The 12338-nt window shown below is 68.7% G+C and carries 11 protein-coding genes; 6 read left to right on the top strand and 5 right to left on the bottom strand.

Annotated features, from left to right (window positions below; genetic code table 11):
• Positions 1-175: 175 nt before the first annotated feature.
• The 3 genes from A5788_RS05635 to A5788_RS05625 all read right to left on the bottom strand — a co-directional run bounded on the left by A5788_RS05635 (position 176) and on the right by A5788_RS05625 (position 3394).
• A complete protein-coding gene (locus A5788_RS05635; protein WP_049698663.1) occupies positions 176-1489 on the bottom strand; it encodes a saccharopine dehydrogenase family protein in 1314 nt (437 codons plus the stop codon).
• An 85-nt stretch (positions 1490-1574) separates the two neighbouring features.
• Positions 1575-2717, bottom strand: a complete 1143-nt coding sequence (locus A5788_RS05630) for an AbrB family transcriptional regulator (RefSeq protein ID WP_049698664.1) — start codon at positions 2715-2717, stop codon at positions 1575-1577.
• 59 nt (positions 2718-2776) lie between these two features.
• Positions 2777-3394, bottom strand: a complete 618-nt coding sequence (locus tag A5788_RS05625) for a class I SAM-dependent methyltransferase (protein ID WP_049698665.1) — start codon at positions 3392-3394, stop codon at positions 2777-2779.
• Positions 3395-3494: 100 nt separating this feature from the next.
• Here A5788_RS05625 and menD point away from each other — a divergent pair, with 100 nt between their 5' ends.
• From menD to A5788_RS24425, 5 genes are all read left to right on the top strand, one after another.
• A complete protein-coding gene (menD, locus tag A5788_RS05620; RefSeq protein WP_064865277.1) occupies positions 3495-5192 on the top strand; it encodes a 2-succinyl-5-enolpyruvyl-6-hydroxy-3-cyclohexene-1-carboxylic-acid synthase in 1698 nt (565 codons plus the stop codon).
• A gap of 204 nt (positions 5193-5396) precedes the next feature.
• Positions 5397-6128 (top strand): DUF3592 domain-containing protein, encoded by a 732-nt coding sequence (locus A5788_RS24550; RefSeq protein WP_064865281.1) that lies wholly within the window; start codon positions 5397-5399, stop codon positions 6126-6128.
• Positions 6129-6138: 10 nt separating this feature from the next.
• Positions 6139-7296, top strand: a complete 1158-nt coding sequence (locus tag A5788_RS05610) for a glycosyltransferase family 4 protein (RefSeq protein ID WP_049698667.1) — start codon at positions 6139-6141, stop codon at positions 7294-7296.
• Positions 7297-7309: 13 nt separating this feature from the next.
• Positions 7310-8005 carry a demethylmenaquinone methyltransferase gene (locus A5788_RS05605; protein WP_049699010.1) on the top strand — a complete coding sequence of 232 codons (696 nt, stop codon included), beginning with the start codon at positions 7310-7312 and terminating at the stop codon, positions 8003-8005.
• Between the two features lie 101 nt (positions 8006-8106).
• Positions 8107-8370 (top strand): class I SAM-dependent methyltransferase, encoded by a 264-nt coding sequence (locus A5788_RS24425; RefSeq protein WP_331710812.1) that lies wholly within the window; start codon positions 8107-8109, stop codon positions 8368-8370.
• A 468-nt stretch (positions 8371-8838) separates the two neighbouring features.
• Here A5788_RS24425 and A5788_RS05595 read toward each other — a convergent pair whose 3' ends face one another.
• Positions 8839-9780, bottom strand: coding sequence for an oxygenase MpaB family protein (locus A5788_RS05595; protein WP_156525451.1), 942 nt, complete (start codon positions 9778-9780; stop codon positions 8839-8841).
• A gap of 120 nt (positions 9781-9900) precedes the next feature.
• A complete protein-coding gene (locus A5788_RS05590) occupies positions 9901-11175 on the bottom strand; it encodes a geranylgeranyl reductase family protein (protein WP_064866758.1) in 1275 nt (424 codons plus the stop codon).
• 62 nt (positions 11176-11237) lie between these two features.
• On the opposite strand from A5788_RS05590, the gene A5788_RS05585 reads away from it, so the two are divergent.
• Positions 11238-12251: a polyprenyl synthetase family protein gene (locus A5788_RS05585; protein WP_049698669.1), complete on the top strand. Its 1014-nt coding sequence runs from the start codon at positions 11238-11240 to the stop codon at positions 12249-12251.
• The last annotated feature ends 87 nt before the right edge of the window (positions 12252-12338 follow it).

Raw genomic sequence — 12338 nt, 5'->3', positions numbered from 1 at the left:
GCCGGGGCCGCAGAATTCGCCATAGCCAATTCTCTCAAACCACGAACCATAAACTAATTAACGACACGCGACACTAGGGGTCGTCGGCGCGGCGGTGCGGCTATTTGGTGCCGTGCGGGTGTTGGGGCGGGGTGCAGTTGTTTTGCTTTAGCTGTTTGGCTTCAGGTGTTTGGCTTCAGTGCAGTTCGGTGACCTCGATTGTCGCGCCCGCGGTGTGGAGTCGGTCGATCAGTGCGTCGCCCATCGCGACGGCGGGTGTGAGAACGCCTGCGCGCGAGGGCAACTGGTGGCGGTTCAGTGCGAGTGTCAGTGCGCTCTCGCCGAGCATGACGGCCGTGGCCTTGTATCCGGGGTCGCCCTTCATCGAGAAGGTGGAGCGGAAGCGTCGACCGGTCGTGGTGCGCGTGTAGGTGCGGATCACGAAATAGCCGTTCTCCCGCGCCTTTTCGCTGGGACCGGAGCCCGGTTTCGGAAGCACGCGGTCGAGGAGCGCGCGCGTCGGGGTGAACGACATCGCGCCGAGGAACGCGCCGGACCCGATACCGACGGCGCCCGCGATGACCGTCGACACTCCCGGGACACCGCCGACGGACATGGTCTCGGCGTAGTGGAAGTCCTTGCCGTACGCGCCGTCGAGGAGTGCGTTGGAGCGTCGAACTATGCGCGTGTTGTGCGAAGCCATGAAGAACGGTGCGAGGGTTCCGCGCAGCGATTCGTCGACCTTGTGCGCGTTGATGATTCCGATGTCGCTCGGCTCCGACGACAGCGCGGCTCGCGGGGTCTGGGCGGGTGCGCCCGAGAGCGCCTGTGGGTTGAGTAGGAGGCGTCGGACGCTGGAATCCTTTGCCTGCTCGGCGATCACGCGCATCGAGTCGATGGTTCCGCCCGAGACGCCGCCGCGCATCGCAGCCACGACCATGGTGGTGTCGGTCATTTCGCCCGCGTCGGCATCGGTGACTCCGCGATAGAGCTCGTAAGCGGCGAGATCGGAAGGGACGGAATCGAATCCGCACGAATGCACGATGCGTGCGCCGGTGGCCTCCGCGATCTCGTGGGCTTTCTGGATGGAGTAGTGCACGAAGGGGACCTCGCCGGTGAGGTCGACGTAGTCGGTGCCCGCGCTGGCTGCGGCGACGACGAGTGCCTCGCCGTAGCGCAGGTACGGCCCGACGGTGGTGCAGATGACGCGCGTGCGGGCGACCATGGCGTCGAGCGATGCGGGCGACGACGAGTCGGCGACGATGAGCGGCCAGTTGCGAGCGGCGTCTGGCAGGCGGCGTCGGGTGTCGGCGAGTTTGGTCTCAGAACGCCCCGCGAGCGCGATGCGTGTTCCGGCGGGAGCATGCTCGGCGAGGTAGCGGGCGGTGAGTTCACCGACGAATCCGGTGGCGCCGAAGACGACGACGTCGAATTCGCGGATATCGGGCGCCACGGACGGGCTCGTCGAGGCTGACGACTGGATGTTTTCGGGCTGGCTTTCACCGGTCATGAGTTCAATGTATATGCGACTCCAGTCACAGTAACAATGGGCTGCGTCGTTGTACGGGTGCAGCGTCGCAGGTCAGGCACGGGTTTCAGGGGGTGAGCCTGCGGGCGGCCGCGCGTGCCGCGAAGGGCGCGACGAACAGCATGAGCAGTACGCGCAGGATCTGCGCCGCGACGACGAATGCGACGTTGGAGCCCGCGGCAGTCGCCGCCGCGAGCACCGCGTAGATACCGCCCGGGGTGGTGGCGAGGTAGCAGTCGAACATCGACTCGCCCGTCCACCAGGAGAGGAGCACGCCGAGCAGCGCGCAGCCGACGCCGATCGCGAGGATCAGCACGACTGCGGCGGGCAGGATGCGGCCGATGGCGCGGAGTCGGGGGAGCGTGAACCCGAGGCCCGCCTGCCAGCCGATCACCGCGTATGCGGCGGCGAGCAGGACCGAGGGAACGGCGGCGTCGCCTGCAATCCCGGTGAGTTCTGCTGCCGTTGCGAGGGCCATCGGGCCGAGGAGGCCCGCTGCGGGGAGGTGGATGAGTTTTCCGAGCGGGAGGCCGACCCCGATGCAGATCGCGAGGAGCGCGACGCCCGCGGCCTGTTCTGTCCAGGTCGGCCGGGCGACAACGACATTCGACGACGACGCGTGGAACACCAGCGACGCGACGAGCGGAATGGTGCTGGTCACGAGTGCGACCCGGACGTACTGGACGACCGCGACGACGCGCTCGTCACCACCTAGATCGCGGGTCAGCGCGACGAGACCCGACGCCCCGCCGGCCACCAGAGCGAGTGAGCCGGTCAGGGCGTCGACGTCGCGGTGCAGGCCGAGGAGCGCGCCGCCCGCGACCGATAGCGCGAGCGTGCCGAGCCCCACGACGAGGACCGGCAGCCAGGCGGAGCCGAGGCCCGAGATGGTCGTCGGATCGGCCATGGTGCCGATGTAGACGCCGACCGTGCCCTGCGCCGCCAACATCGCCGCGCGGGGGACCATCGGCGGGTCGGTGGCGTCGTTTTTGGCCTTGTCGGCGGGTTCTGTTGCGCTGTCGGGGTGTGGTGCGGCCGCGGTTTGGGTGCTTGTGTCGGCGAGCGTGCGTGGGCGCGGGGCGTATCCGACGATCGCGAGGAGTGCGGCGACGAGCAGTCCGGCGAACAGGGGTGCGGCGTCGACGTCGATGAGGTCCAGCAGGACACTGACGCCGACCGTGAAGGCGGCGAGCAGGAACCAGCGGGTCATTAGTCGAGCGTAGCGAGGGGGCGAGCGAGCGGTCGGGTGGAGCGAGGGGGCGGTTTGGGTCAGGGGGCGGTTGCGCTGCCCAGGCTGAGTGCGGCGAAGGGTCGGGGTGCGCCGTGTTGGTAGAACTGGTCGAGTGCGGTGAGGTCGAAACCGTTGTCCGTCAACAGTTTCGGGATGTCGCGGGTGAGGTGGCAGCCGCCTGCGGTGCGTTTCTGGATCGGTTCGAGGCGTCGCTGCCAGCGTCGGACGGCGTCGTCGGGCGCGGTGCCGTGTTCGAGAAAGACGACGGTGCCGCCGGGGCGCACGACGCGGGCGATCTCGGCGAGTGCGGCGTCGACGTCGGGGATGGTGCAGAGGGTGAAGGTCGAGAGCGCGGCGTCGAACGTGTCGTTGTCGAAGGGGAGGCGCTGGCCATCGAGTCCGGCGCGGCGGATGGGGACGGGCGAGGCGGTGACGTGCTCGACGGCCATGTTCCACGCGACGTCGGAGGGTTCGATCGCGTCGACGGACGTGACGGCGGCCGGGTAGAGGCCGACGTTGCGGCCGGAGCCGAAGCCGATCTCGACGACCCGGCCAGAGAGTGGCGTGCATGCGCGGCGTCGAAGAGGGTCGAGCATCGACGACCCGCACGTCACGTTGATGACGCGCGGCAGAACGTGATCGGTGTAGAAGCCCACTTGCCAACCTTCCGTCGAGCCGACGGCACGTATCGGAGATCACTTTAGGTGCGGACATAGGCTGGAGCTCATGAATTCCTCGACAGAGTCGACGAACTCCATGCCTGGCGCGGCGAGTTCCACGCCTGCGGAGGCGGGTGGGCCGAATCCGTCGACGTTGCAGGCGCGGGTGATCGTCGACGAGATGATCCGCGGAGGTGTGCGGGAGGCCGTGCTGTGTCCAGGGTCGCGCAACGCGCCGCTCGCCTATGCGCTGTACCTGGCGGATCGGGAGGGTCGGCTGCGGCTGCACGTGCGGATCGACGAGAGGTCGGCGGGGTTTTTGGCGTTGGGGTTGGCGGTGTCGTCGAGGCAGCCGGTGCCGATCGTGATGACGAGCGGCACGGCCGTCGCCAACATGGGGCCCGCGGTGTTCGAGGCGAACTACGCGCGGGTGCCGCTCGTCGTTGTCAGTGCGAATCGGCCGTATGAGCTGCTGGGATCTGGCGCCAATCAAACCGTCGAGCAGTTCGGGATCTTCGGGACGCAGGTGCGGGCGGCGATCAGCATCGGGCTGGCCGAGGAGGGCCTCGACGCGAACAGTCAGTGGCGTTCGGCCGTCGGGCGTGTGTTGGCGTCTGCGCGTGGTGCGCGGACGGGAAATCCCGGGCCCGTGCAGTTCGACATTCCGCTGCGCGAGCCGCTGGTGCCCGACGTCACGAGTACGTCCGAGGATCTCGGCGCGTTCTCCGGACGACCTGGCGGCGTGCCGTGGACGCAGGCGCCCGTGGCCAAGCTCGACGTCCCGCTGCCGATCGATCTCTCGCTGGACACCGTGGTGATCTCGGGGCACGGGTCGGGTGTGCATCCGGAGTTGGCGGGCGTGCCGACCGTCGCGGAGCCGACAGCGCCGCACGCCGCGACGCCGCTGCACCCGCTGGCGCTGGGATCGATCAAGCCGCAGCAGGCCATCATCTGCGGGCGTCCGACGCTGCATCGCGGGGTGTCGCGGCTGCTGGCCGATCCGGAGGTGCGCGTCTATGCGCTGACCACCGGGCCGCGCTGGCCGGACGTGTCGGGCAACGTCTACGCGACCGGAACGCGCGCGGAGGTCAGCGGCGAGCCGCGCGAGGAATGGCTCAAGGAGTGCGCCGCCCTCGAGCAGCGCGTGCTGGGAGCTGTCGACGCCGTGCTCGACGAACCGGGGCCGCCGACCGGGCTGCACGTCGCGCGCGTGGTGAGTGCTGCGTTGTCGGCGGGTGATCAGTTCGTGGTCGGGGCGAGTAATCCGATTCGCGACGTCGCGCTGGCGGGTCGGGTGTCCGAGGGTGTGCGCGTGCTGTCGAACCGCGGCGTCGCGGGGATCGACGGGACCAATTCGACGGCGATCGGCGCTGCGCTGGCCGGGGGTGCGGCGTCGACCGTCGCTCTGATGGGCGACCTGACGTTCATCCACGACTCGACCGGGCTGATCATCGGGCCGGGTGAGCCGCGCCCGTCGTCGCTGCGGATCGTCGTGGCCAATGACGACGGCGGCGGGATCTTCGGGCTGCTCGAGCAGGGCGATCCGCGGCTCGACTCCGGCGCGTTGTCGGGGGCGTACGAGCGGGTCTTCGGGACGCCGCACCGCACCGACCTGGCCGCCCTGTGCGCCGGGATGCGGGTGGCGCATCGTCGGGTGTCGCTGGGCGAACTCGCCGCCGTGCTTGGCGAGGAGCTGCCGGACGACGCCGGGGGCATCGAGGTCGTCGAGGTGGTCACCGACCGCGGCCGACTGCGCGACGTGCACGCCGCCATCGCCGCTCGGGTGTCGGGGTAGGGGTCGGGGCTGGCTTTGGGTCGGGCCGTGCTGCGCGGCTGGGGTGGGGTGGGGTGGGCGGCCGGCGGTGCGCGCAGAAAAGTGCACCCCCCCCTGGGGTGGTCGGGGTGTACCAGTACAGGTCCGCGGCCCACAGGACGTAGTTTTCTGCGCGAGGAGCCGCGCCCGACGGGGGCGTCGGACCCGGCGGTTATCCTGGCAGCCATGAATCCGACCATCCTGCGACGCGTGCAGAAGGTGTTGCTCACGCTCGGGATGGTCGTGACCGCGATGTGCCTTGTGCTCATCGTCGCGTGCTTCCGCAACGACGCGGAGATCGAGAAGCACAAGGCCACGGTCACCGCCGACGTCGTGTACGCCGACCGGCTGCACGCCAACGCGTACTTCCAGACGCCCGACGGCTCGGTGCACAGTCCGCGGCTCGGGCTGCTGTATCCGACGGAGCTGACCGCGGGCCAGCGGATTCGAGTCGACTACAGCACCGCCAACCCCGACCTCGCGAAACCGACAGGGCGCACCGCTGTGCTCTCGATCGTGCCCGCGGTGTCGGTGGCGGTGCTGGGGTGGATCGTCGTCGGGGCGCTGATGCTCGGCGTCGCGGAGTTCTCCCGACGCTGGGGCCGACGCCGCGCTGCCCTCCGCGCCGCGCGCGACGAGGCCGACGCGGGGAGCGCTGGTGCCCAGGCCGACGGTGGTGCGCGCGACGAGGCCGACGCGGAGGGCGCCGGTGCGCAGGCCGACGGCGCTGCGCGGGGCGAAGCCGACGCGGGGAGCGGCGCTGCGCGGGGCGATGACGGTGCACAGAGGTCCGGTGCGCAGGCGGAGGCCGAGGCGTCCTCGACTGGCGCGGAGTCCAAGTCGTCGGCTGCCGAGACTTCACGCGGAGTTTCGAGACCCGACACGTCGGCCGAGGTTGCCGGAAACCTCGGCCGCTGATTCTTGCGGCATGCGCGTCGCAATCGCCGCCGAGAGTTTCCTTCCGCAGGTCAACGGGGTCGTGAACTCGGTTCTCCGGGTCATCGACCACCTCGAACGTCAGGGCCACGAGGCCGTCGTGATCGCTCCCGACTCGGCGCGCGGCGTCGAACGTGGTCCGCGACTGGTGGGTCGGCGCACGCCGGTGCATCTGTTGCCGTCGGTGAAGGTGCCGCGGGTGTCGTCGTTGCCGGTGGGTGTGCCCGCGCCGGTGCTGTATCGGACCTTGCGTGATTTTCAGCCCGACGTCGTGCATCTCGCGTCGCCGTTCGTGGTGGGCGGGGCCGCGGCTGTGGTTGCTCGACGACTCGACATCCCCACGGTCGCGGTGTTCCAGACCGACATCGCGGGTTTTGCCGATGCGTACCGGCTCGGCGTGGCCTCACGCGCGGCGTGGCGCTACACCAAGCGTCTGCACGAGATGTGTGACCGTACGTTGGTTCCGTCGAGTGCGACGCTAAAATCGCTTGGTGCACATGGTGTTCCGCGCCTGTATCGGTGGGGGCGCGGCGTCGACACGCAGTTGTTCAATCCGACTCGGCGCGACGAGGCGCTGCGTCGTGAGTGGATGGGTGATCGGGAGCGGTTGGTCGTCGGATTCGTCGGCCGGTTGGCGCCGGAGAAGCACGTCGAGCGGTTGGCATCGCTCGCGCACGACGACTCGGTGCGGGTGGTGATCGTCGGCGACGGACCGGAGCGCGCGAGGTTGACGCGACTGCTGCCCGACGCGGTGTTCACCGGGGAGTTGCGCGGCGTCGAGTTGGCTCGTGCGTACGCGAGCCTCGACGTGTTCACGCATGCGGGCGAGCACGAGACGTTCTGCCAGGCGATCCAGGAGGCGATGGCCAGCGGGCTGCCGGTCGTCGGGCCGGACGCCGGTGGGCCGCGTGATCTGGTCTCGGCGTGGCGGACGGGGTATCTGCTCGAGCCGGCGTCGTACTCGGCAAAGTTGCCCGAGGTGATCGACGTGCTGCGCGACGACACGCATCGCGCGGCGATGGGGCGGGCGGGGCTTGCGGCGGTGCGCGATCGGACCTGGCCTGCGATCTGCGAGCAACTGGTCGGGCACTACCGCGCGGTGATCGCCGGGCAGAGCGGACTGACCGATTCGGAGCTGTTGGCCGGGTAGTAGCGTGGTCGGCATGGCCATCACCGACCGCGCAGGTCTCGACAAGGCGCCTGCCGAGGTCGCCGCGATGTTCGACGGCGTCGCGAAGCGCTACGACATCACGAATACTGTGCTCTCCTTCGCGCAGGACCGTCGGTGGCGCAAAGCGACACGCAAGGCACTGGCGCTGGGCCCGTCGGACGTTGTCCTGGATCTCGCGGCGGGGACCGCGGTCTCGACCGTCGAGCTGGGGGAGTCGGGGGCGACGTGCATCGCCGCCGACTTCTCGCTGGGCATGTTGAAGGCGGGCGCCGACCGCGACGTTCCCAAGGTCGCGGCCGACGCGCTGGCGTTGCCGTTTGCCGACGGATCGTTTGACGCCGCGACGATCTCGTTCGGGCTGCGGAACGTGCAGGACGTTCCACTTGCGCTGTCCGAACTGAGCCGTGTGCTGAAACCCGGTGGGCGACTTGCGATCTGCGAGTTCTCGACCCCGACCTTCGGGCCGTTTCGCACCGTCTACATGGAGTATCTGATGAAGGCGCTGCCCGTGGTGGCGACCAAGGTGTCGAGCAATCCGGCGGCGTATGTGTATCTGGCGGAGTCGATTCGGGCGTGGCCGGACCAGTTCGGGTTAGGCGACCTGATCCGCGCCGCGGGGTTCACCGACGTGCGCTGGCAGAACCTGACCGGCGGGATCGCCGCGGTGCACACGGGCCGCAAGGCCTAGGGCGACCGGATGCGTACACAATTGTGACGTGAGGGGGGCGCCGAGGAGATTATTGTCTTGGCGTCGCGCTGACGACCGAGTTGTGTACGCGCGCCGCGGGTGTGGCAGTTTGGCGGGCGTCGAGCAAGGTGTCACGCGGGCCTCGATCAGCGGGCCGGGTTCGGGCGCGCGCGGGTGCTGGCCTCGTAGATGTGTGTCTTATCGAAAGATGTGGGTGCTGCAGCACACAGATCCTTCGATTCGACACACATTTAGCCGCCGGGCACTGCTCGGCGCAGCTCTTGAGCGGCGCGGGGTTCACCGACGTGCGCTGGCAGAACCTGACCGGCGGGATCGCCGCGGTGCACACGGGTCGCAAGGCCTAGGGCGGCCGGGTGCGTACACAATTGTGACGTGAGCGGGGGGCCGAGGAGATTATTGTCTTGGCGTCCCGCTGACGACCGAGTTGTGTACGCGCGCTGCGGGTGTGGGGGCTGGGCGGGCGTCGGACAAGGGTGTCGCGCGGGCCTCGATCAGCGGGTAGGGGCACGATGGCGAAACCGCAGCTCCGCTGGTCGAGCGGACGCGAGCGCAGCGAGCACCCGGGTCGAGACCACTGCACCCGGTGGGTGATCTCGACAAGCTCGATCAGCGGCGCGGGGCTCGATCAGCGGGTCGGCTCGATCAGCGGGCGGGGCCCGGTCAGCGTGCTGGGTCTCGATCGGCGGGTCGGGTGATCTCGACAAGCTCGATCAGCGGGCCGGGGCCGGTCCGTAGATGTGTGTTCTGTCGAAGGTTGTGGGTGCTGCAGCACACACATCCTTCGGTACGACACACATTTGGCCGCAGGGGCGCTAGGCCGAGCTCTTGTGCGCGACAGGGCATCCCGTGGGGAAGGTGCCGAGGTCCTCGACGCGGTAGCCGTTCGGGTAGCCGCGGACCTCGGCGGTGTCGATGCCGAAGACCGGTTCGGTGCGGGGTGTGGCGAAGTAGCGGATCGCCAGGCCGCGCGCCTTCAGTCCTGCGGCGACGAGTACACGCTCGGCCCGTGTGGGGTGCGGGTAGTGGAAGGCGTCGAGGAGGGGTTCGTCCATGAGTGCGCGGGCGAGTCGTCGGACGAGCGGGGCGGGAAGGAGTCGGTACGGCATGAAGGTGGTCAGGAGGTCGAGCGTCGAGTCGGCAACGGCGCGGGAGCCTTCGCGGAAGTCGAAGTGCTGTTGCTCGTAGGAGTCCATGAGGGACTCGAACTCGGCGTAAGTGTCGGGAATGTCCTTGATTCCCATGTGCTTTCCGAGTAGGCGGTAGTAGTTGGTGAGACCGTCGATCTCGCGCTGGCTGAGTGTGCGCCACTCGTACGCGTTGATCCAGCGGGGTGGACAGACGACGAACGTCGCGAGGACGTAGAGCATGTCGTCGTTGGAAATGTCGTAGCGGCCGTGCATCTGATTGATCCGACGGACCGCCGCGTGCCCCTCGCTGCCCGGAGCGAAACCGTGCTCGACGGGTGCCGACAGGAGTAGAACCGTGTCGTCGTAGCGCTTCTGGGTTTCGTCGGTGAATTGCACTGTCTTGTAGAGCAATTCGCCGATCGACGGCACCGCGTACGTGCGGAACAGGGCAAAACTGAGCGCCTGCGTTGTGGCCCAGACGAACTCCTTGCTCGACAGTTCAAGGGCGTACGTGCGCGGATCGTCGGCTGGATCGACGGCGGCGAGTTCGTCGCGGCGACGGTACCGCTCGCGTCGACGCGCGGAGATGGTGCCGGAGAGCCGCGAAGGCAATGTCCGCAGATGCATTGTCCGCAGAGGCATGAGGGGCTCCCTTGTCGACGTTGTGGTGCATAACACATTCTCAATGGAACGTATCACGCAAAACGTCTCAAACCAATGGTCGACGCCTCGACGTGGAGCTATGGGTCAGGCGAACGGAGGCCGGTGGTCGATGCGCGTTGAGACGTGGCCTGCGGCACGCCAGGCGCGGGCGACGAGATCGGCGTCGTCGTCGGTGATGAGGTTGCCCATCACGCGCACGACGAGCGACATCAGCTTTGCCGACCGAATGCCCGGCCGCCCGAGCAGCGGCACGGCGCGAGGGACGGTCAGCACGCCGGCGAGGCGTCGAGCGGCCGAGAACGCCAGACCGTAATGCTCGACGAGGGTCTGCTGCCACTGCACGGTGTGGTCGGGGCTGCCGAGGCGCTGGGCGGCGAGGCGGCCGGTCTCGAGGGCGTAGTCGATGCCCTCGCCGTTGAGCGGATTGACGCATGCGGCGGCGTCGCCGATGAGCATCCAGTTGGGTCCGGACACACCCGTCACCGCGCCACCCATCGGCAGCAGCGCCGACGTCAGGCGAGCAGGCTTCCCGGTGATCTGCCACTCGTCGCCGACCATGCGCGCGTAGTGGTCGAGGATGGGCCGTAACGCCATGTGCGCCGGGCGTTTCGACGTCGCCAGTGCGCCGACACCGACGTTCAGCAGGCCGTTCGCGGTGTCGTGCTGATCCGGCCCGCCCCCTGCGCTCCCGAGCGGGAAGAGCCACCCGTAGCCGGGTAGCAGCTCGCCGTCGGGGGCGCGTAGTTCGAGGTGCGAGCCCATCCAGTTGTCGTCGGCGCGTGTCGATGGCACGTAGGCGCGTGCTGCGACGCCAAATGCGGTGTCGCGGTGCCATTCTCGGCCGAGCTTCTTGCCGAGCGTCGAGCGCACGCCGTCGGCGACGATGACCTCGCGCACGCGGATCGTGTTCTGTCGTTCCGGGCTGTCGACGGTGACCGTTGAGATCCGATCGCCGGACATCTCGACGTCGACGGCCTTGGCGCCCTGGAACATTCGGGCGCCGCGAGTGACGGCGAGTGCGCGCAGCTCGTCGTCGAGTTCCATCCGCGTGATGGCGCTGCCGTACGCGGGGAAGCGGCCGGCCGGCCACGGCACGCGCTGCGTGGCTCCCCAGCCGTGCAGTTCGAGGCCGTCGATGTGGGGGCTGGCGGCAAGGCGGTCGGCGAATCCGAGTTCGATGAGCTCGGCGGTCGCGCGCGGCGTCAGGCCGTCGCCGCATGTCTTGTCGCGGGGGAAGGTGGCGGCGTCGAGGAGGACGACGTCGAGTCCGGCGGCGGCGGCGTGGGCGGCGGCGGCAGACCCGCCCGGTCCCGCGCCGACGACGAGGACGTCGGCGCTCTCGGGGATCTGGCTCGTCACTCGACCAGTATGTGGCCTCCCGGCACGCTCGCCACACGCGCCCACCGACTAGGCTCGGCGGAGTGAAGTCGACTTTCGCGGGTCTGGATCTGGGTTCCGAAGAGTTCGCGGGCATGGTGCGGACATCGTTGGGCCAGGTAGAGGAATTGTTGCTGTCCGAGTTGGCATCCGGCGACGACGTCATGACCGAGGCTGCGAGCCACCTGGCCAAGGCGGGTGGCAAGCGTTTCCGTCCGATGTTCGCGATCCTGGCCGCCCAGTTCGGGCCGCGTCCGGACGCGAGCGAGGTGATCACGGCCGCGACGGTCGTCGAGATGATCCACCTCGCGACGCTCTATCACGACGACGTGATGGACGAGGCCCCGATGCGACGCGGCGCGCAGAGCGCCAATGCGCGGTGGTCCAACAGCATCGCGATCCTCTCCGGCGACTATCTGTTCGCCCGCGCGTCGCGCCTGGTGTCGACGCTGGGGCCCGACCCGGTGCGGATCATCGCCGAGACCTTCGCCGAGCTGGTGACGGGTCAGATGCGCGAGACCATCGGCGCCCGCGACGTCGACCCGATCGATCACTACTTGAAGGTGGTGTGGGAGAAGACCGGTTCGCTCATCGCGGCTGCCGGACGGTTCGGTGCGATGACCTCCGGTGCAACCTTGGACGACGTCGAGCGGCTCTCCCGACTCGGCGACATCGTCGGCACGGCGTTCCAGCTCTCCGACGACATCATCGATATCCGTTCAGCCACAGGCGATTCGGGCAAAACGCCCGGAACCGACCTGCGTGAGGGTGTGCACACATTGCCGGTGCTCTACGCATTGGCCTACGACGATGCGGCGTCGAATAGGTTGCGCGAGCTGCTCGTCGTCGACGGTGGTGCCGCGAGGCCGCTGACCGACGACGCCGAGGTTGCCGAGGCGCTCGGCCTGCTCGTCGAGTCGCGTGGCATGACCCAGGCCAACGCGACGCTGCGCGGATACGCAGACGAGGCGGGGCAGGTTCTCGGCGCGCTTCCCGAGGGGCCCGCGCATGCCGCGTTGACGTCGCTGGTCGATTACACGATCGCGCGCACCGGGTAACTCGCCGACGCCGCACGGAAACCCAACCGGACCCTGGATCGTTTGAGAAACTGAGAGCCCCGGCATCGCGTCGGAGGCGAGTTCGAA

The sequence above is a fragment of the Gordonia sp. 852002-50816_SCH5313054-c genome, assembly GCF_001665925.1.
Classification (GTDB): Bacteria; Actinomycetota; Actinomycetes; order Mycobacteriales; family Mycobacteriaceae; genus Gordonia; species Gordonia jacobaea.
The sequence above is the reverse complement of the archived record's forward strand: the minus strand, read 5'-3'. Positions and strand labels throughout refer to the sequence as shown.

Excerpts from the sequence above, each read along its gene's own strand:
- A5788_RS05635 (WP_049698663.1), bottom strand. The coding sequence starts at position 1,489 with ATGACCGGTGAAAGCCAGCCCGAAAACATCCAGTCGTCAGCCTCGACG.
- A5788_RS05630 (WP_049698664.1), bottom strand. The coding sequence starts at position 2,717 with ATGACCCGCTGGTTCCTGCTCGCCGCCTTCACGGTCGGCGTCAGTGTC.
- A5788_RS05605 (WP_049699010.1), top strand. The coding sequence starts at position 7,310 with ATGGCCATCACCGACCGCGCAGGTCTCGACAAGGCGCCTGCCGAGGTC.
- A5788_RS05595 (WP_156525451.1), bottom strand. The coding sequence starts at position 9,780 with ATGCATCTGCGGACATTGCCTTCGCGGCTCTCCGGCACCATCTCCGCG.
- A5788_RS24550 (WP_064865281.1), top strand. The coding sequence starts at position 5,397 with ATGAATCCGACCATCCTGCGACGCGTGCAGAAGGTGTTGCTCACGCTC.
- menD (WP_064865277.1), top strand. The coding sequence starts at position 3,495 with ATGCCTGGCGCGGCGAGTTCCACGCCTGCGGAGGCGGGTGGGCCGAAT.
- A5788_RS05610 (WP_049698667.1), top strand. The coding sequence starts at position 6,139 with ATGCGCGTCGCAATCGCCGCCGAGAGTTTCCTTCCGCAGGTCAACGGG.